We start from the raw sequence: 19,351 nt of genomic DNA, 5'->3' as shown, positions 1-19,351 counted from the left end.
GTACGACAACCCCGTCTATGTGGCCATGCATCTGGAAGTCAAGATGGAACCTGAGGACTTCCTGAAGTCCACGCGCTTGATGGCAACGAAGTAAACACCGCCCCCCCCACGTGGCTTGAGTGGAGGTGTTACTTCACTTCCTTGAGGCAGAGGACCACGTTGTGGCTGCTGCTGCCCGTCTGGTAGTACGAGATCGTCGCTTCTTCGACGGCCTCGCACTTGCTGTCGTCACTGGTGTTGTCGAACTTTTCGACGACCTTGTACTGAGCATCGCTTGAAGAGCAGTCGACCGTCTTGAGGTCCGGACTTACCTGTGTGCCCTCGTTGTGCATGCAGCTGCCCACGGACGTGGTCTCTGCGTCCGTCTGTCCGAAGAACCACTTGCCCACGGCTATGAGGACCGCGATGACGATGAAGCCGACGATGCGCAGCAGCTTCTTGCTGAAACGTCCGGCAGGAGCCGGCGGAGGAACCGGGACGCCCTGCGTGGGGAAGCCGGGCTGACCGGCCTGCTGGGGGAAACCACCCTGGGGCGGGTGCGGAGCCTGGTCCTGGGGCTGGCCGTGGGGCTGCTGCTGACCCTGGGCGAACGGGTTGCCCTGAGGCGGCGGAGTGGTCACTTGGAGGTCCCCCTGGAACGTGAGTGCGTGGCGTGAAAAGCGCGTTGATAAGACGCACGTAAGGTATCGGGTGCCACTGACAACGCCATGCCGTGCTGGAGCTCTGTGGCATTGATGTGACACTTACCGGCGCTCAAAACGACTGATAGCCACAGCTACTGCTCCGTAGATAACGGCGATCGTTACCACCAGTGGGACCGACCGGCCGTCCGGTGGCAGCATCAGGGCGGCCACCGCGGCGGCACCGACGAAAGCCACGTTGAACAGGACGTCGTAGAGGGCAAAGATCCGGCCTCGGAAACCGTCCTCGACGGAGGCCTGGACGATGGTGTCCGTGGCGATCTTCGCGCCCTGGGTGGTCAGCCCCAGGACGAACGCCCCGATCAGCAGGGGGCCGGTGGCGAAGGGTAGTCCGAGCGCGGGCTCCAGGACCGCCGCGGCTGCCGAGCACAGCATGATCCATCGGCCGGGTCCGAACCGCCCTGCGGCCCAAGGGGTCACGACGGCCGCAACGAAGAAGCCGGCGCCGGACACACCCAACGCCAGTCCCAGAAGGGCGAGTCCCTCGGCCGTGGTCTCGGTCAGGGCGTACCGGCACAGCATCAGCAGCATGACGAGCATGGCGCCGTAGCAGAACCGCATCAGGGACATCGCGGTGAGCGCCCAGGCCGCCTCCCTGCGGGGGGATGCGGCAAGGTGGCGCAGACCTGCCATCAGATCGCGAGCGGTGCCGGTGAGCGCCGTGGCGAGCCGTGGATGGACCAGCGCCCGGTCAGGACCGAGCAGTTCCCTCGCGATGCGCAGCGATGCCAGGGCCGCGCACAGGTACAGCGCCGCGCCCACGAGCACCACGGCGGCGTCGGAGTCGGCGACGACCAGGCGTACGACGAAGGCCAGACCGGCGCCCGCGGTCGCGGCGAGCGTGCCGACCGTCGGCGAGAGGGAATTGGCGACGATCAGCCGTTCGGAGTCCACCACGCGCGGCAGGGCGGCGGACAGGCCGGCGAGGACGAAGCGGTTGACGGCGGTGACACACAGGGCTGAGACGTAGAGAAGCCAGTCCGGGACCTGGCCGAGGATCAGGACGGCGGTCACCGAGGCCATCAGCGCGCGCAGCAGGTTGCCGTACAGGAAGACTTGACGGCGGCGCCAGCGGTCCAGCAGGACACCGGCGAAAGGGCCGACCAGGGAGTAGGGGAGCAGCAGGACCGCCATCGCGGAGGCGACGGCCACGGCGGACGTCTGTTTCTCCGGCGAGAAGACCACGTAGGCGGCGAGGGCGACCTGGTAGACACCGTCGGCGCCCTGAGAGAGCAGCCGGACGGCGAGCAGGCGTCTGAAGCCCTGGAAACGCAGCAGGACGCGCAGGTCACGGACGACGGCCATGAGCCACAGCCTCACATACGGGGAGGATCCCCGGGTCACACGACCCGGGGATCCTCAACTGCCCACAGTGGGGAGGTTCTAGCGCTCGACCTCGCCCTGGATGAACTTCTCGACCTTGGCGCGGGCGTCGTCGTCGAAGTACTGCACCGGAGGGGACTTCATGAAGTACGACGAAGCCGACAGGATCGGGCCACCGATGCCGCGGTCCTTGGCGATCTTCGCGGCGCGCAGGGCGTCGATGATGACACCCGCGGAGTTCGGGGAGTCCCAGACCTCGAGCTTGTACTCCAGGTTCAGCGGGACATCGCCGAAGGCACGGCCCTCGAGGCGCACGTAGGCCCACTTGCGGTCGTCCAGCCAGGCGACGTAGTCGGACGGGCCGATGTGCACGTTGTTCTCGCCGAGGTCCCGGTCGGGGATCTGGGAGGTGACGGCCTGCGTCTTGGAGATCTTCTTGGACTCCAGGCGCTCGCGCTCGAGCATGTTCTTGAAGTCCATGTTGCCGCCGACGTTCAGCTGCATCGTGCGGTCCAGGACGACGCCGCGGTCCTCGAACAGCTTGGCCATGACGCGGTGCGTGATGGTGGCGCCGACCTGGGACTTGATGTCGTCACCGACGATCGGCACGCCGGCCTCGGTGAACTTGTCCGCCCACTCCTTGGTGCCGGCGATGAACACCGGGAGGGCGTTGACGAAGGCGACCTTGGCGTCGATGGCGCACTGGGCGTAGAACTTCGCCGCGTCCTCGGAGCCGACGGGCAGGTAGCAGACCAGGACGTCGACCTGCTTGTCCTTGAGGACCTGGACGACGTCGACCGGCTCCTCCGCGGACTCCTCGATGGTGGCCTGGTAGTACTTGCCGAGACCGTCGAGGGTGTGACCGCGCTGGACCGTCACGCCGGTGCTGGGGACGTCGCAGATCTTGATGGTGTTGTTCTCGGAGGCGCCGATGGCGTCAGCGAGGTCGAGGCCGACCTTCTTGGCGTCCACGTCGAAAGCGGCGACGAACTCGACGTCGCGGACGTGGTAGTCGCCGAACTGGACGTGCATCAGGCCCGGCACCTTGGACGCCGGGTCGGCGTCCTTGTAGTACTCGACTCCCTGCACCAGCGATGCGGCACAGTTGCCCACGCCGACGACGGCTACGCGAACCGAACCCATTCCGGTTGCTCCCTGTGTATACGAGTGAGGCCCTGAGGGGGACTCACGTGACGGTGTCGTCGGGCGAATCCGGCCGGGGGTGGTCCCCGGACCGGGGCAGGTCGCCCGACGTTCCAGATGTGGTGTCCTGTCGAGGGGTCGCCCCGGAGGCGGGACCCTTGAGGTCTCGCCCGGCCCGCTCGCTCTCGATGAGCTCGTTCAGCCAGCGCACTTCCCGTTCCACGGACTCCATTCCGTGACGCTGGAGCTCGAGCGTGTAGTCGTCGAGACGCTCCCGGGTCCGGGCCAGTGAGACCCGCATTTTCTCCAGGCGCTCCTCCAGCCGGCTGCGGCGGCCTTCCAGCACACGCATGCGTACGTCGCGTGACGTCTGCCCGAAGAAGGCGAACCGCGCGGCGAAGGTCTCGTCCTCGTACGCGTCGGGGCCCGTCTGGGAGAGCAGCTGTTCGAAGTGCTCCTTACCATCGGCCGTCAACCGGTAGACGATCTTGGCGCGACGACCCGTGAGGGGAGCGGCGAGGGCGTCCTCTGTGGTGTTCCCCGGTTCCTCGATCAACCAGCCGTTGGCGACCAGCGTCTTGAGGCAGGGGTAGAGCGTCCCGTAGCTGAAGGCACGGAACACACCCAGTGACGTATTGAGTCGTTTGCGCAGCTCATAGCCGTGCATCGGGGACTCGCGGAGCAGTCCGAGTACGGCGAACTCGAGGATCCCGGAACGCCGGCTCATCGTCGCCTCCTCTCTGCCGCGGTCGTGCCGTGACGGCCTCGTGTCTGGCTCATCGCCGTCTTTATGCCGAGCTGATGTATCGACTCGATACATCACGACGATAGAACGGTGGTCCGGCTGGGGCAAGGGGGAGGGTGGTGAACGGGATCACATCCCCGATTCGATCCGAGCAAGTTGCCTGATTTGAGCCGAACTTCTGCGCTCGGCAGGTTTTGACGATGCGTAGTCTGTGCGCCATGCACAACACACCGGGAACCGAGTGACGCCTGGGGGCGTCCTCGTCCCCGGTGCAGTACGGGATGAATGCGGAACCCACCGCATCCGTACTTCGGGGGGACCGGAAACCAGCTGCCGTTTCCAGGCGCGTGAGACGCGCCTGCCCGAGGAGTAGTCGTTCGATGAGCGAGCACCGTCGCAAACCACCGCAGCCGCAGGGTGGCGGACGTGCCGCGGCCCGACGCGGCCAGTCAGGCTCGTCCTCCGGCCGCCGCGCGGCGCCGCGCGGCGCCACCGGGTCTCCGTCCGATTCCTATGGGTCGGACTCCCGCGACTCGGGTGGTGAGGGACCCAGTTATGGAAGCCGCGCCGAAGCACGACGTGCGGCACAGAGAGGCGGGGGCCGCCGGGCCGGTTCCACCGGGCCCGGCCGGGGCCGGGCGGCGCCTCCCGACAAGAAGCGGATCGTCGACTATCCGCGCCACGACAAGTACGGCTGGCGCCGCTGGATGCCGTCCTGGAGGCTCGTCACCGGTCTGTGCATCGCGTTCTTCGGCAGCATGGTGGCTGCCGCGGGGATCGGGTACGCGATGGTGGACGTACCCGACATCGCCAAGACCGCCACGGCGCAGAACAACGTCTACTACTGGGCCGACGGCTCACAGATGGTCGCCACGGGTGGTGAGCGCAACCGCCAGATCATCAATCTCGAAGAGATCCCCATGGCGATGCAGGACGCGGTCATCTCCCAGGAGAACAAGACGTTCTACGAGGACAGCGGCATCGACCCCAAGGGCATCGCCCGAGCTGTGCTCAACATGGCCAGTGGTGGCAACACGCAGGGTGGATCCACGATCACCCAGCAGTACGTCAAGAACGCCAGGCTGGACGACCCGTCGCAGACGTTCTCCCGCAAGTTCAAGGAAATCTTCATCTCGATCAAGGTGGGTGCCACCGAGGAGAAGCGCGACATTCTCGCGGGCTACCTGAACTCCGCGTACTACGGACGGGGGGCCTACGGGATCCAGGCTGCGGCCCAAGCCTACTTCGACAAGAAGGCGGTGGATCTCAACGAGGGCGAGTGCGCCTTCCTGTCGGCGGTCCTCAAGGGGGCCACCTATTACGACCCGGCCGGCGCGACCTCCATCGATCCGGTCAACGCCACTCGCCAGAAGAACGAGAAGCGCGCCCGGCTTCAGATGCAGGACACGCTGGACAAGATGGTCGAGTACAAGCGTCTGGATCCCGAGGTCAGGGCCAAGTACACCAAGCTGCCCGAGGTGCAGAACCCCCGGTCGAACACCGCGCTGAGCGGGCAGATCGGTTACCTCGTGGACCTCGCCAAGGCGTACATCGTCAACAACAGCGAGGAAACCGGCATCACCGCCGACATGCTGGAGCAGGGCGGCTACTCGATCTACACGACCTTCGACAAGAAGAAGGTCAAGGCACTCGAGGAGTCGGTCCAGAAGGTCTACAAGAAGAACATCAAGCCCGAGGAGCGCCCGGAGACGGACACCCACGTCCAGTTCGGCGGGGCCACGGTGGACCCGGCGACCGGCGCGATCGTGGCCATCTACGGCGGTACCGACGCGACCAAGCACTTCACCAACAACGCCGACTCGACCGGTGCCCAGGTCGGCTCGACGTTCAAGCCGTACGTGCTGGCCGCCGCCATGAAGTGGGGCGTCCGGGACCCCGACGGGGACCCGGTACAGGCCCAGGACGAGCGGACGCAGGTGTCCGAGAAGAGCCTGTACAGCGGCAAGAACAGGCTCAAGATCAAGGAGTACGACGGGGCGATCTGGCAGAACGAGAAGGGCGAGCAGTGGGAGCAGGTCAATGACGGCGACCGGACGTACGGCACCGCGCCCGACTACAAGATCGATCTCCGTGAGGCGATGCGGGAGTCGGTGAACTCCTCCTTCGTCCAGCTCGGCGTGGATGTCGGCCTGGACAAGGTGAAGGAATCCGCTGTGGAATCCGGGCTTCTGGAGAGCAGCCTTGCCGGAACGAACTATCCGTCGTTCTCCCTCGGTACCTCCAACCCCAGCGCGATCCGAATGGCGGGTTCGTACGCCACCTTCGCGGCCAGTGGCGAGCAGCGTGAGCCGTTCTCCGTCAAGAAGGTGACGAGCAAGGACGGCACGGTCTACACCCACAAGACCGAGACCAAGCGGGCGTTCACCGCTTTGGTCGCGGACAACGTCACGGACGTCCTGAAGACCGTCGTCGAGGAGGGAACCGGCACCAACGCCCAGCTCGAGGGCCGCGAGGTGGCCGGCAAGACCGGTACCACGGACGGCAACAAGTCCGCCTGGTTCGTCGGCTACACCCCGCAGTTGTCCACCGCGATCAGCATGTTCCGGTACCCCGACGACGAGACCGTCAAGAACCGCCAGTTCCTGGAGATGTTCGGCACGGGCGACCAGAAGAAGATCCACGGTGCCTCGTTCCCGTCCGAGATCTGGGCGGACTACATGGAGGACGCGCTGAAGGGCCAGAAGTCGGTGCCTTTCCCGACGCCGGAGCCCATCGGTGAGATCGTCAACGACACTCCGTCGCCGACTCCCACTCCCTCGCCCAGCGAGTCCGAGGAGGAGACTCCGTCACCGTCTCCGTCGACTTCGGAGCCGGAGCCGGAGCCCAGCACCCCCACGCCGAGTGAGACCAATACCTGTGGGCCGTTCGGCTTCCGTTGCAATGAGGAGGACGACACGGGTGGTACCGGCCCGGGTGGCGCGGACGCCGGTGGGACGGACGGTGGGGTGACCAGCTCACCGTCGGCCTCGGAATCGGAAGAGGAAGGCAACAACCGCGGCAATAGCAACGGAAACGGCAACGGAAACAACGGTGGTCTCTTCGGAGGCCCGGCCGGGTAACCGTCCGCTTGCCCGACTTGGGTGTTTCACGTGAAACGAGGGCCGCCGTACCCCACGGGTACGGCGGCCCTCGGCGTAGTACCGGCACGTACGGCAGGATGTGCGGCATGCCCAGTGGAGAATCGACGCAAGCGAGCGTCCACGAGCCGGAGCCGGTGGTACCGACCCGGGAGGACAAGGTCGCCGAGGCCGGCAGTGAGCTGATCGGTGGTCCGCTCGGGCGGCATGCTCTCCTCGGGGCGTCCTGGTGGAGTCCGGTCCGGGTGATCGTGCTCGTGGCGATCGGTTTGTTCACCCTCGGTCTGGTACAGAAGGCGCCCTGCTACAACGGCGCGTGGTTCTTCGGCGCCGGTTCCCAGTACACGCACGCGTGCTACTCGGACATCCCGCACCTCTACCAGGGGCGGGGCTTCGCCGACGGCCTCGTGCCGTACTTCGACCAGCTCCCCGGCGACATGCAGTACCTCGAGTACCCGGTGTTGACCGGTGTGTTCATGGAGGTCGCCTCCTGGCTCACACCCGGCAGCGGCAGCATCCAGGACCAGGAGCAGTGGTACTGGATGGTCAACGCCGGGATGCTCATGGTGTGTGCGGCCGTCATCGCCGTCTGTGTGACCCGCACGCACACCCGGCGGCCTTGGGACGGTCTCCTGGTCGCTCTGGCGCCCGCCTTCGCCCTGACCGCGACGATCAACTGGGACCTGCTGGCGGTCGCCCTGACGGCCGCAGCGATGCTCATGTGGTCGCGTGGCCGTCCCCTTGCCTTCGGGGTCCTCCTGGGGCTTGCCACGGCCGCCAAGCTCTACCCCGTGCTCCTCCTGGGGCCGCTGCTGGTGCTGTGCTGGCGCGCCGGCCGCTGGAGGGAGTACGGAACCGCCCTGGGCGGTGCGGTTGTCGCCTGGGCCGTGGTGAACGGGCCAGTGATGTTCTTCGCCTTTGACGGCTGGTCGAAGTTCTACACGTTCAGCCAGGAGCGGGGCGTCGACTTCGGCTCCTTCTGGCTGATCATCGCCCACAACTCGTCCGACCCGCTGAGCACGGACACCGTGAACACACTCGCCACAGCGCTGATGATGCTGTGCTGCGTGGGTATTGCCGCACTCGCCCTCATGGCTCCCCGCCGACCGCGCTTCGCGCAGCTCGCCTTCCTGGTCGTCGCGGCGTTCATCCTCACCAACAAGGTCTACTCACCCCAGTACGTCCTGTGGTTGGTGCCCTTGGCCGCCCTGGCCAGGCCGAAGTGGCGGGACTTCCTGATCTGGCAGGCCTGCGAGGTGGCCTACTTCCTCGGCATCTGGATGTACCTCGCGTACACGACCAGCGGGGACGACCACAAGGGACTGCCCGCCGACGGTTATCACTGGGCCATCGGCCTGCATCTGCTCGGGACGCTCTACCTGTGCGTCATGATCGTGCGTGACATCCTGCTGCCCGAGCGGGACCCGGTGCGCCGCTCCGGTGACGACGATCCTTCAGGAGGGGTGCTCGACCGAGCCGAGGACGTCTTCGTGCTCGGCCCCGCCGCCCGACCCGTACGGCATGTCGCACACTTCGAGGGGCCACGGGTCAAGTGGGGCGGGGCAGGCGCCACCAGCGGTTCACTCTGAGCGAACGGCTGGTGGGCGGTCGCCCTGGAGGCGGGCGAGAGGCACGAGAAAGGCCGTGTACGGGATTACCGTGCACGGCCTTCCTCGCTGTTTGGGCGCCTGCTCAGACGCCTCTCCCGCGTTCTGCGCTCCTCGTCCCCACGCCGCCGCTCAGCGGTCGAGCATTCGGTCGAACTGAGTGGTGGTGTGCCGCAGATGGGCCACCAGTTCCTCGCCGACCTGAGGTTCCGGTGCCTCCGCGGGCACGAACAGGATCGACACCTGCATGTGCGGCGGCTCGGCGAACCAGCGCTGCTTGCCGCCCCAGACGAACGGAGAGAGGTTCCGGTTCACCGTGGCGAGTCCGGCGCGGGCAACGCCCTTGGCGCGCGGCATGACACCGTGCAGAGCCTTGGGGGCCTCCAGACCCACCCCGTGCGACGTACCGCCCGCCACGACCACCAGGAAGCCGTCGGACGCGGCCTTCTGCTGGCGGTAGCCGAACCTCTCCCCCTTGGCGATGCGCGTGACGTCCAGGACGGCACCGCGGTACTCGGTGGCCTCGTGGTCCCCCAGCCACAGCCGTGTACCGATACGGGCGCGGAAACGGGTCTGCGGGAACTGCTGCTGCAGCCGGACCAGTTCCTCGGCCTTGAGATGACTGACGAACATCGTGTGCAGGGGGAGACGGGCGGCCCGCAGACGGTCCATCCAGCCGATGACCTCCTCGACGGCGTCCGATCCGTCGGTGCGGTCCAGCGGCAGGTGGATGGCGAAGCCTTCCAGCCGGACGTTCTCTATGGCGGAGTGCAGCTGGGGCAGATCCTGCTCGCTGACGCCGTGCCGCTTCATCGAGGACATCACTTCGATGACCACCCGGGCGCCGACCAGACCGTACACACCGTCGACCGACGAAACCGAGCGGATCACCCGGTCGGGCAGCGGGACGGGTTCCTCGCCGCGCCGGTACGGCGTCAGCACCAGCAGGTCGCCGCCGAACCAGTCCTTGATCCGGGCGGCCTCGTACGTCGTGCCGACGGCGAGGACGTCCGAGCCCAGCCGGGTGGCCTCCTCGGCCAGCCGCTCGTGACCGAAGCCATAGCCGTTGCCCTTGCAGACCGGGACGAGCCCCGGGAACTGCTGCTGCACGTGCTTGTGGTGCGCCCGCCAGCGCGCGGTGTCGACGTAGAGCGTGAGCGCCATGGCCGGACCTGGAACCTTTCTGGTGACTGCGGTGTATCAGAGGCAGGGGATCAGAGACAGGGGAACTGATGGGTCGAACAGTGCGACGGGTGCGGGATCAGCGGCGCGACATGTACATATCGAGAGCCTTGTGGAGCAGCTTGTTCAGCGGGAAGTCCCACTCGCCGAGGTACTCGGCGGCCTGACCGCCCGTTCCCACCTTGAACTGGATCAGGCCGAAGAGGTGATCCGTCTCGTCCAGCGAGTCGGAGATGCCGCGCAGGTCGTAGACGGTGGCGCCGAGCGCGTAGGCGTCGCGCAGCATCCGCCACTGCATCGCGTTCGAGGGCCGGACCTCACGGCCGATGTTGTCGGAGGCGCCGTAGGAGTACCAGACGTGGCCACCGACGATCAACATCGTGGCCGCCGACAGGTTCACGCCGTTGTGCCGGGCGAAGTACAGCCGCATGCGGTTGGGGTCCTCGGCGTTGAGGGCGGTCCACATGCGCTGGAAGTACGACAGCGGGCGCGGCCGGAAGCGGTCGCGCACGGCGGTGATCTCGTACAGCCGCTGCCACTCGGGCAGGTCGTCGTAGCCGCCCTGGACGACTTCGACGCCGGCCTTCTCGGCCTTCTTGATGTTGCGGCGCCACAACTGGTTGAAGTTCTTGTGGACCTCTTCCAGGGACCGGTTCGCCAGCGGCACCTGGTAGACGTAGCGGGGCTGGACGTCGCCGAAGCCGGCCCCGCCGTCCTCGCCCTGCTGCCATCCCATGCGGCGCAGCTTGTCGGCTACCTCGAAGGCACGGGGCTCGATGAAGTCGGCTTCCAGGTCACGCAGACGCTTCACGTCCGGGTCCTGGATACCCTTCTTGATGGTCGCCGCCTCCCAGCGCCGGATGACCACCGGCGGGCCCATCTTCACCGAGAACGCGCCCTGCTGCTTCAGGTGCGCGAGCATCGGCTCGATCCACTCCTGAAGATTTGGCGCGAACCAGTTGATGACCGGGCCCTCGGGCAGATAGGCCAGGTAGCGCTTGATCTTGGGCAGTTGCCGGTAGAGGACGAGGCCGGCGCCGACCATCTCACCGGTCCGGTCGTCGAACCAGCCGAGGTTCTCCGCGCGCCACTCCGCCTTGACGTCCGACCAGGCCGGGACCTGCATGTGACTCGCCGACGGCAGGCTCTGGATGTACGCCAGATGCTGCTCTCGGCTGATGGTCCTCAGGGTCAGGGTCATTCGGGGCGCTCCTCGGGCTGGTGTGTCCCCATGGGATCAGGGGCTCCGGCTCTCGCGCGAAGCCTACTGCGCCTTGGGGCCGACCCGGTTGGGCGCACGGGCCTTCGCCCCGGCCGGTCGTCGGCCGGGGCGCTCCACGGTGTTCAGGAGGGGGTGCCCGGAGTCAGTCGAGGAGCCCGCCGAAGAGGCCGCCGTGGGCCATGCCCAGGAAGAAGCCGACGGCCGATGCGCCCAGGCCCACGATGAGACCGAAGCGCGCCCGTGTCGTCTGCGAGACCCACTGGCCGTACGCACCGGTGAGGATTCCCACCAGGCCGGTCCAGGAGCTGAGCAGGTGCAGCTGCTGGAACATCGCTGTGACGAAGGATGTGATGCCCAGCACCAGGGTCACCGCGAGCAGGGTGTCCTGGAGTGGGTGGGGCTTTCCGTCCGTGGCGAAAAGGCCTCCGGCGGTGTTGGGTCGCAATGCCTGTGCCATGGGCACCTCCTGCGGAAGGCGGCGCATCGTAGCGCCGTACACACCCGATGTGTACAGACTGACGGGCTTCCGGGCCGGATTTCAACCGGAAGCCACTGTGCAGGTACTGTGTACCGTCTGCACCGGTGTCTGTCCGGACAGATCCAGTCAGGATCAGGGCAGGACCACGGTCCGCCCCGGTCGGCCTGGGGAAACCGTCGCCCGACATCGATTGTCAGTGGCGGCTGTTCTACTGACGGGCATCGTTGCGCAACGCATCACGACCCTCCTGCCACGGAACGACCGTGGCCGCTGAGTCCAAAGGAGGTGGGTTCCACATGCGTCACTACGAGGTGATGGTCATCCTCGACCCCGATCTCGAGGAGCGTGCTGTCTCCCCGCTGATCGAGAACTTCCTTTCCGTCGTCCGTGACGGCGGCGGAAAGGTCGAGAAGGTCGACACCTGGGGCCGTCGTCGTCTCTCGTACGAGATCAAGAAGAAGCCCGAGGGCATCTACTCGGTCATCGACCTGCAGGCCGAGCCTGCGGTCGTCAAGGAGCTCGACCGCCAGATGAACCTGAACGAGTCGGTCCTCCGGACCAAGGTCCTCCGTCCCGAGAACCACTGAGCGTTTCCGCTCAGCCGATCTCGGGATCCGAGTAGCAGTAACAGCAGCCAGCAGCAAACCCGCCGAGAGGTTCCCCCATGGCAGGCGAGACCGTCATCACGGTCGTCGGCAACCTTGTCGATGACCCCGAGCTGCGCTTCACCCCGTCCGGTGCGGCCGTCGCGAAGTTCCGTGTCGCGTCGACTCCCCGCACCTTCGACCGCCAGACGAACGAGTGGAAGGACGGCGAGAGCCTGTTCCTGACCTGCTCGGTCTGGCGTCAGGCGGCGGAGAACGTCGCCGAGTCGCTCCAGCGAGGCATGCGCGTCGTCGTGCAGGGCCGACTGAAGCAGCGGTCCTACGAGGACCGTGAGGGCGTCAAGCGCACGGTCTACGAACTGGACGTCGAGGAAGTCGGCGCCAGCCTGCGCAACGCCACGGCCAAGATCACCAAGACCACCGGCCGTGGTGGGCAGGGTGGTTACGGCGGAGGCGGCCAGCAGGGCGGTGGCTGGGGCGGAGGCCCCGGCGGCGGCCAGCAGGGCGGCAACGCCCCGGCCGACGATCCCTGGGCGACCGGCGCTCCCGCCGGTGGCAACCAGGGCGGTGGCCAGGGTGGCGGTGGCTGGGGCGGAGGCTCCGGCGGCGGTGGCGGCTACTCGGACGAGCCCCCCTTCTAGGCGGGGCCGCACCCACACTTCTTGATCACACAGGAGATACATCATGGCGAAGCCGCCTGTGCGCAAGCCGAAGAAGAAGGTCTGCGCATTCTGCAAGGACAAGGTCACGTACGTGGACTACAAGGACACGAACATGCTGCGGAAGTTCATTTCCGACCGCGGCAAGATCCGTGCCCGCCGCGTGACCGGCAACTGCACGCAGCACCAGCGTGACGTCGCCACGGCCGTCAAGAACAGCCGTGAGATGGCGCTGCTGCCCTACACCTCCACCGCGCGATAAGGGAAGGGTGACCGACTCATGAAGATCATCCTCACCCACGAGGTCTCCGGCCTCGGTGCCGCGGGCGACGTCGTCGACGTCAAGGACGGTTACGCTCGCAACTACCTGGTTCCGCGGAAGCTCGCGATCCGCTGGACCAAGGGTGGCGAGAAGGACGTCGAGCAGATCCGTCGTGCTCGCAAGATCCACGAGATCCAGACCATCGAGCAGGCCAACCAGGTGAAGGCCCAGCTCGAGGGCGTCAAGGTCCGCCTCGCGGTCCGCTCCGGCAACGCCGGTCGTCTCTTCGGTTCCGTCACCCCGGCCGACATCGCTTCCGCGATCAAGGCTGCCGGCGGTCCCCAGGTCGACAAGCGCCGCATCGAGCTGGGCACGGCGATCAAGACCCTGGGCGCCCACGAGACGTACGTGCGTCTGCACCCCGAGGTCGCCGCCAAGGTCGACATCGAGGTCGTCTCGGAGTAAGTACTGCTCACTGGAGCAGTGAGGTGGGGGCCGCACCCTTCGGGGTGCGGCCCCCACCGCCGTTTCCCGTGAAACATGGCGTTCCGCGGGAAACGTGTCAGCGCGTGGCGCCGGTGACGACCCATTGGCCCGAACGGGTACGGACCCACAAGGTCAGCAACCGAATGGTCATCATGAGCGTCATCGCGCCCCAGAGCGCGGTGAGACCACCCCCGAACACGGGGACCAGCAGGGCGACCGGGGTGAAGACCGCCAGGGTGATGAGCATCGCCCAGGCCAGGTACGGCCCGTCGCCCGCGCCCATCAGTACTCCGTCCAGAACGAAGACGATGCCGGAGATCGGCTGGGACAGGGCGACGATCGCCAGAGCGGGCAGTGCCGCTTCGGTGACCGTGGGATCGCCGGTGAACAGGGGCAGGAAAATCGGCCGGGAGAGCATCACGAGCACGCCGAGAACGGCTCCGACGCCGATGCCCCACTCCACCATGCGACGGCATACCTCACGGGCGCCCTGCGCGTCGCCGGCTCCCAGACAGCGGCCGATGATGGCCTGTCCGGCGATCGCGATGGCATCCAGTGCGAAGGCGAGCAGACTCCACAGGGAGAGGATGATCTGGTGAGCCGCGATGTCGGAGTCGCCGAGTCGGGCGGCGACGGCGGTCGTGATCATGAGGATGGCCCTGAGTGAGAGAGTGCGCACCAGCAGTGGTGCGCCGGCCTGGGCAGAGGCCCTGATCCCCGCGATGTCCGGGCGCAGTGAGGCGCCGTGTCGGCGTGCCCCTCTGAGCACCACGATCAGATAGACGGCGGCCATGCCGCACTGGGCGATGACCGTGCCCCAGGCGGAGCCCGCGATACCGAGGCCGGCGCCGTAGACCAGCCCGACGTTGAGGATGCCGTTGGCGACGAAGCCGGCGACGGCGACGTAGAGAGGCGTCTTCGTGTCCTGCAGTCCGCGCAGGACACCGGTCGCGGCGAGCACGATCAGCATGGCCGGTATGCCGAGGGCGGAGATGCGCAGATAGGTGATCGCGTAGGGGGCCGCTGTGTCCGAGGCGCCGAAGAGGTTGATCAGGGCCGGTGCCGTGGGCAGGACGACAGCGATGACGGCGACACCGAGGAACAGGGCGAGCCAGATCCCGTCCATGCCCTGACGGATGGCGGCAGGAAGATCGCCGGCGCCGACGCGCCGGGCGACGGCGGCGGTGGTGGCGTAGGCCAGGAAGACAAAGACGCTCACGGCGGTCACCAGAAGGGCCGACGCGATGCCGAGACCGGCGAGCTGTGCGGTGCCGAGATGGCCGACGATGGCGCTGTCGGCCAGGACGAAAAGGGGCTCGGCGACAAGTGCGCCGAAAGCCGGGACGGCCAGCATGACGATCTCACGGTCGTGCTGCCGTCGGACGGCGCGGGGGCGCGCGGGGGCCTGTGTCATGCGCACCAATCTAATCGTCCACAGGTAAGAGATGCAAAGCTCTATAGACCCTTACTTGATGGCGCGGGGTGTGTGCATGTGCACAGCGATCGAAGGGATCTTGGCCCGTCTGGGAAAGTTTTTCTTCTACACAGGCAGTGGACTATGAAACCCCAGCTCAGGGTGCTTGTTGCAGTGCCAGGGGTTCCTTGTTCACAGGGCTGTCCACCGGGTCGTGCACAGGTTTGGCGGACTTCTCCACAGCATTGACCCAGTTATCCACAGGGCCTGTGGATAACCAGATTGGCTGACGGTGCAGACGGGCCTACGGTGGTCCGGCGCCCGCTCCGTCCGCCGGTTTTCGAATGGCTGCAAATCCGGCGCGCGACAACCGGAGTCGGGCGTCCTATTTGTTGGCGCCGTGCCGTAGAAAGAGGGCCACGGCTAGGTCCGCTCGGCGGACGGGAGGAGGTGGCTCGGTGAGCATTTCCGAGCCCTTGGACGACCCGTGGGCCGACAGCGGCCCCAGTGATCGTCTGCCTGCCTCCCGCCGCCGTGACGACGGAGGCAGGGGCCGCGAGGGTCAGCACGACCGCGGCCGGGACTCCGGAACGTGGGACGGCGGAAGCGCCGCGTTCGAACGGGTGCCACCGCAGGACCTGGAGGCCGAGCAGTCCGTTCTGGGCGGCATGCTGCTGTCCAAGGACGCCATCGCGGATGTCGTCGAGATCCTCAAGGGCCACGATTTCTACAAACCGGCTCACGAAACCGTCTACACGGCCATCCTCGACGTATATGCGAAGGGGGAGCCGGCCGACCCCATCACGATTGCCGCTGAGCTGACCAAGCGCGGGGAGATCAACAAGGTCGGCGGGGCCTCGTACCTGCACACCCTCGTCCAGACGGTGCCCACGGCGGCCAACGCGGCGTACTACGCGGAGATCGTGCACGAGCGCGCCGTGCTGCGCCGCCTGGTCGAAGCCGGCACCCGCATCACTCAGATGGGATACGCGGCCGACGACGACGTCGACGAGATCGTCAACCGTGCGCAGGCCGAGATCTACGCCGTCACCGAGCAGCGCACGAGTGAGGACTACCTGCCGCTCGGCGACATCATGGAGGGCGCGCTCGACGAGATCGAGGCGATCGGCTCGCGCAGCGGTGAGATGACCGGTGTGCCCACGGGGTTCACGGACTTCGACTCGCTCACCAATGGGCTGCACCCCGGGCAGATGATCGTCATTGCCGCGCGTCCCGCGATGGGCAAGTCGACGCTCGCGCTGGACTTCGCCCGCGCGGCGTCGATCAGGCACAACCTGCCGAGTGTCGTCTTCTCACTCGAGATGGGGCGCAACGAGATCGCGATGCGCCTGCTGTCCGCCGAGGCCAGGGTCGCCCTGCACCACATGCGGTCCGGCACGATGACCGATGAGGACTGGACCCGCCTGGCGCGCCGGATGCCGGACGTATCCGCGGCGCCGCTCTACATCGACGACTCCCCGAACTTGTCGATGATGGAGATCCGTGCCAAGTGCCGTCGGCTGAAGCAGCGCAACGACCTGAGACTGGTCGTCATCGACTACCTTCAGCTGATGCAGTCCGGTGGCTCCAAGCGAGCGGAGAGCCGTCAGCAGGAGGTATCGGACATGTCCCGTAACCTCAAGCTGCTCGCCAAGGAACTGGAACTACCGGTCATCGCACTCTCCCAGCTCAACCGTGGTCCCGAGCAGCGCACCGACAAGAAGCCGATGGTCTCCGACCTGCGAGAGTCCGGTTCCATCGAGCAGGACGCCGACATGGTCATCCTGTTGCACCGTGAGGACGCGTACGAGAAGGAGTCCCCGCGTGCGGGCGAGGCCGACCTGATCGTGGCCAAGCACCGAAACGGCCCGACGGCGACGATCACGGTCGCCTTCCAGGGGCATTACTCGCGCTTCGTGGACATGGCGCAGACCTGATCGGATTCCTGCTGAACTGAGGGCATGACGACACCTCAGGAAGAACTGCTGGCCGGCACGCGTCGGGCGTTGTTGCGCCGGATCGCCGTCGCCCAGGCCGAAGAGCGGGCCCCGTCTCTCGTCGCGACCGTGGTGCGGGACGGAGAAGCGGTGTGGACGGGCGCGCGGACGTCGTTGGAGGGGCACGCGCCGGACGGGGACACGCAGTACCGGATCGGTTCCCTCACCAAGACCTTCACCGCCGTTCTGGTGCTCCGGCTGCGTGACGAGGGGGCGATCGACCTCGACGAGCCGTTGGAGAAGTACCTGCCGGGTACGGGCGTGGGGGAGGCGACCATTGCCGAACTGCTCGCGCACACCGGCGGTCTGGCGGCTGAGACGCCGGGCCCCTGGTGGGAGCGCACTCCTGGCTCCCTGCGGCCCGACCTCGCCGACGTACTGGGCGAGCACCCCCTGGTCCACCCGGTCGGTAGGCGGTTCCACTACTCGAACCCCGGATACGCGCTGCTCGGCGCGCTCGTGGAGAAGGTGCGCGGTGCTTCATGGGAGGCCGTTCTCCGACGTGAAGTCCTCGAACCCCTGAGCCTGCATCGGACGGGTGTGCGTCCGCAGGTGCCGTACGCGGACGGCTGGGCAGTGCATCCGTGGGCCGACGTGGTGCAGCGTGAGCCCGCCGAGGACCTCGGACGGATGGCGCCCGCCGGGCAACTCTGGTCCACCACGAACGACTTGGCGCGCTTTGCCGCGTTTCTGGCCCATGGCGACGAACGGGTGCTGGATATCGGGTCGTTGCGAGAGATGAGGAGGCCGGCGGCGCCGGCGGAGGCGGCGGACGTGGCGAGTGGCTATGCGTACGGCCTGGGAATGGAGGTGCGTCACCGGGACGGGCAGGCCCTCATCGGGCACACCGGATCACTGCCCGGTTTCCTCGCCTGTCTTGTGATGAGCGTGGAGGACGACGTGGCCGCAGTGGTCCTGGCCAACTGCACGTCCGGACCCCTGCTGTTCCCGGTCGCCGCCGATCTCGTTCGGATCGTTGCCGAGGCGGAACCCCGTATCCCCGCGCCTTGGAGGCCGTTGCGGGAGGCGGACTCCGCTGTGCTGGAGTTGGTGGGGCAGTGGTACTGGGGGACGCTCGGCTTTGCCCTGCGGCTGTCTGCCGACGGACTGGTCTCGCTGGAGCCGCTGTCCGGCAAGGGCCGTAGCTCGAGTTTCCGATCGAACGGCGACGGCACCTGGACAGGACTGGAGGGTTACTACGCCGGAGAGCTCCTGAAGCCCGTACGACGGCCGGACGGATCGGTGAGCCATCTGGACCTCGGGTCCTTCGTGTTCAGCCGTCGACCGTATGACGAGGAAGCTTTCGTGCCGGGCGGAGTGGATCCCGAGGGATGGCGGGGGGTCGGATAGGGCCCGATGGCACGGCAACTTGCCCAGGGGGCTGTTTCACGTGAAACAGCCCCCTGCCTGCCTTCACAGTGCGAGCTTGAAACCCACGTGGGAAGCCGAGAAGCCGAGCCGCTCGTAGAAGCGGTGGGCGTCGGTGCGGGTGTTGTCGGAGGTCAGCTGGACCAACTGACAGCCCTGGCGGCGGGACTCGTCGATGGCCCACTCGATGAGCCGGGTCCCGAGGCCGCTGCCGCGCTCGTCGCTGTGGATGCGGACGCCTTCGATGATCGACCTCGTGGAACCGCGCCGGGACAGCCCGGGGACGATCGTGAGTTGGAGCGTGCCGACGACACGGTCCTGGCGGACCGCGACGACCAGATGCTGGTTCGGATCGGCGCTGAGCCGCTCCAGAGCGGCCAGGTACGGGCGGTGGTCGTCCGGCGACTCACGCTGTGCGCCCAAGGGGTCGTCCGCAAGCATGTCGACGATCGCCGGGATGTCGTCGGTGGCCACGGGGCGTATCTCAAGATCTCCCATGGCCGCACCCTACGCAGACATGTGCCGAGGAGGTTGCCTCATGCAGGTACCGATACCGACACCGATGTCTTCAGTGTCTCCACTGCGCGGACCAGCGGGGCCAGATCGGGGTTCTTCGCCGCCGCGTCGAGAGCCTCGCGCAGCGCGGAGTCATTGGTGGGCCGTGCCTCCTCCAGAAGCAGGAGACCGGCCTGCGTGACATTGGTGTAGATGCCGCGCCGGTCCGTGGGGCACAGGTAGCGCTCCAGCAGGCCGCGGTTCTCGAGCCGGGTGACCAGGCGGGTGGTGGCGCTCTGGCTGAGTACGACCGCCTCGGCCACCTGCTTCATCTGGAGATGCCCCCCGACGCCGTCGTGCTGTCGGCTCAGGACGTCCAGCAGGGAGTACTCCCGCACGCTCAGATCGTGCTGAGCCTGGAGGGCCCGCTCGATATGGGCCTCGATTCTCCCGTGCAGCAGCGAGAGCGCGCACCAGCCCTGAGTGAGGGCGGTCAGTGCGGGGTCCGTGGCGGTCATGGACGTTCCCTCCGTTCAGGTGCTGCTGAGGCCAGGGTAAAGCAAGGG

At 67.0% G+C, this 19,351-nt stretch carries 18 protein-coding genes; 8 read left to right on the top strand and 10 right to left on the bottom strand.

Annotation, left to right across the window (positions count from 1 at the left end):
* Positions 1-128: 128 nt before the first annotated feature.
* From AB0I73_RS19820 to AB0I73_RS19805, 4 genes are all read right to left on the bottom strand, one after another.
* Complete coding sequence (locus AB0I73_RS19820) at positions 129-620, bottom strand: hypothetical protein (RefSeq protein ID WP_363039033.1); 492 nt, start codon at positions 618-620, stop codon at positions 129-131.
* Positions 621-743: 123 nt separating this feature from the next.
* The gene (locus AB0I73_RS19815; RefSeq protein WP_363039031.1) at positions 744-2,006 is read right to left on the bottom strand and encodes an MFS transporter; all 1,263 of its coding nucleotides are present in this window, start codon (positions 2,004-2,006) and stop codon (positions 744-746) included.
* 78 nt (positions 2,007-2,084) lie between these two features.
* On the bottom strand, positions 2,085-3,167 hold the full coding sequence (locus tag AB0I73_RS19810) for an inositol-3-phosphate synthase (RefSeq protein ID WP_109376567.1): 1,083 nt from the start codon (positions 3,165-3,167) through the stop codon (positions 2,085-2,087).
* A gap of 43 nt (positions 3,168-3,210) precedes the next feature.
* Positions 3,211-3,894 carry a PadR family transcriptional regulator gene (locus AB0I73_RS19805; RefSeq protein ID WP_363039029.1) on the bottom strand — a complete coding sequence of 228 codons (684 nt, stop codon included), beginning with the start codon at positions 3,892-3,894 and terminating at the stop codon, positions 3,211-3,213.
* Between the two features lie 398 nt (positions 3,895-4,292).
* On the opposite strand from AB0I73_RS19805, the gene AB0I73_RS19800 reads away from it, so the two are divergent.
* Together AB0I73_RS19800 and AB0I73_RS19795 are read left to right on the top strand one after the other, a co-directional pair.
* The gene (locus AB0I73_RS19800) at positions 4,293-6,992 is read left to right on the top strand and encodes a transglycosylase domain-containing protein (protein WP_363039027.1); all 2,700 of its coding nucleotides are present in this window, start codon (positions 4,293-4,295) and stop codon (positions 6,990-6,992) included.
* Between the two features lie 98 nt (positions 6,993-7,090).
* On the top strand, positions 7,091-8,599 hold the full coding sequence (locus tag AB0I73_RS19795; protein ID WP_363039025.1) for a glycosyltransferase 87 family protein: 1,509 nt from the start codon (positions 7,091-7,093) through the stop codon (positions 8,597-8,599).
* Positions 8,600-8,749: 150 nt separating this feature from the next.
* Here AB0I73_RS19795 and AB0I73_RS19790 read toward each other — a convergent pair whose 3' ends face one another.
* From AB0I73_RS19790 to AB0I73_RS19780, 3 genes are all read right to left on the bottom strand, one after another.
* Complete coding sequence (locus tag AB0I73_RS19790; RefSeq protein WP_363039023.1) at positions 8,750-9,781, bottom strand: alanine racemase; 1,032 nt, start codon at positions 9,779-9,781, stop codon at positions 8,750-8,752.
* 97 nt (positions 9,782-9,878) lie between these two features.
* On the bottom strand, positions 9,879-11,000 hold the full coding sequence (locus AB0I73_RS19785) for a peptidoglycan bridge formation glycyltransferase FemA/FemB family protein (protein WP_363039021.1): 1,122 nt from the start codon (positions 10,998-11,000) through the stop codon (positions 9,879-9,881).
* Between the two features lie 163 nt (positions 11,001-11,163).
* A complete protein-coding gene (locus AB0I73_RS19780; RefSeq protein ID WP_109376679.1) occupies positions 11,164-11,478 on the bottom strand; it encodes a hypothetical protein in 315 nt (104 codons plus the stop codon).
* A 317-nt stretch (positions 11,479-11,795) separates the two neighbouring features.
* Here AB0I73_RS19780 and rpsF point away from each other — a divergent pair, with 317 nt between their 5' ends.
* From rpsF to rplI, 4 genes are all read left to right on the top strand, one after another.
* Complete coding sequence (gene rpsF / locus AB0I73_RS19775) at positions 11,796-12,086, top strand: 30S ribosomal protein S6 (protein WP_062188887.1); 291 nt, start codon at positions 11,796-11,798, stop codon at positions 12,084-12,086.
* 77 nt (positions 12,087-12,163) lie between these two features.
* Positions 12,164-12,745 (top strand): single-stranded DNA-binding protein, encoded by a 582-nt coding sequence (locus AB0I73_RS19770; RefSeq protein ID WP_109376562.1) that lies wholly within the window; start codon positions 12,164-12,166, stop codon positions 12,743-12,745.
* Positions 12,746-12,788: 43 nt separating this feature from the next.
* A complete protein-coding gene (rpsR, locus tag AB0I73_RS19765; protein WP_003949403.1) occupies positions 12,789-13,025 on the top strand; it encodes a 30S ribosomal protein S18 in 237 nt (78 codons plus the stop codon).
* An 18-nt stretch (positions 13,026-13,043) separates the two neighbouring features.
* Positions 13,044-13,490 carry a 50S ribosomal protein L9 gene (rplI, locus tag AB0I73_RS19760; protein WP_109376561.1) on the top strand — a complete coding sequence of 149 codons (447 nt, stop codon included), beginning with the start codon at positions 13,044-13,046 and terminating at the stop codon, positions 13,488-13,490.
* Positions 13,491-13,587: 97 nt separating this feature from the next.
* Here rplI and AB0I73_RS19755 read toward each other — a convergent pair whose 3' ends face one another.
* Positions 13,588-14,925: an MATE family efflux transporter gene (locus tag AB0I73_RS19755; RefSeq protein WP_363039018.1), complete on the bottom strand. Its 1,338-nt coding sequence runs from the start codon at positions 14,923-14,925 to the stop codon at positions 13,588-13,590.
* A 458-nt stretch (positions 14,926-15,383) separates the two neighbouring features.
* Here AB0I73_RS19755 and dnaB point away from each other — a divergent pair, with 458 nt between their 5' ends.
* On the top strand, positions 15,384-16,862 hold the full coding sequence (gene dnaB, locus AB0I73_RS19750) for a replicative DNA helicase (protein WP_363039016.1): 1,479 nt from the start codon (positions 15,384-15,386) through the stop codon (positions 16,860-16,862).
* 24 nt (positions 16,863-16,886) lie between these two features.
* On the top strand, positions 16,887-18,272 hold the full coding sequence (locus tag AB0I73_RS19745; RefSeq protein WP_363039014.1) for a serine hydrolase domain-containing protein: 1,386 nt from the start codon (positions 16,887-16,889) through the stop codon (positions 18,270-18,272).
* A gap of 63 nt (positions 18,273-18,335) precedes the next feature.
* Here the strand turns inward: AB0I73_RS19745 and AB0I73_RS19740 are convergent, their stop codons facing one another.
* Positions 18,336-18,788, bottom strand: coding sequence for a GNAT family N-acetyltransferase (locus AB0I73_RS19740; protein WP_363039012.1), 453 nt, complete (start codon positions 18,786-18,788; stop codon positions 18,336-18,338).
* 38 nt (positions 18,789-18,826) lie between these two features.
* A complete protein-coding gene (locus tag AB0I73_RS19735) occupies positions 18,827-19,303 on the bottom strand; it encodes a MarR family transcriptional regulator (protein ID WP_363039010.1) in 477 nt (158 codons plus the stop codon).
* Positions 19,304-19,351 lie beyond the last annotated feature (48 nt).

This window comes from Streptomyces sp. NPDC050388 (assembly GCF_040655635.1).
Classification (GTDB): Bacteria; Actinomycetota; Actinomycetes; order Streptomycetales; family Streptomycetaceae; genus Streptomyces.
The sequence above is the reverse complement of the archived record's forward strand: the minus strand, read 5'-3'. Positions and strand labels throughout refer to the sequence as shown.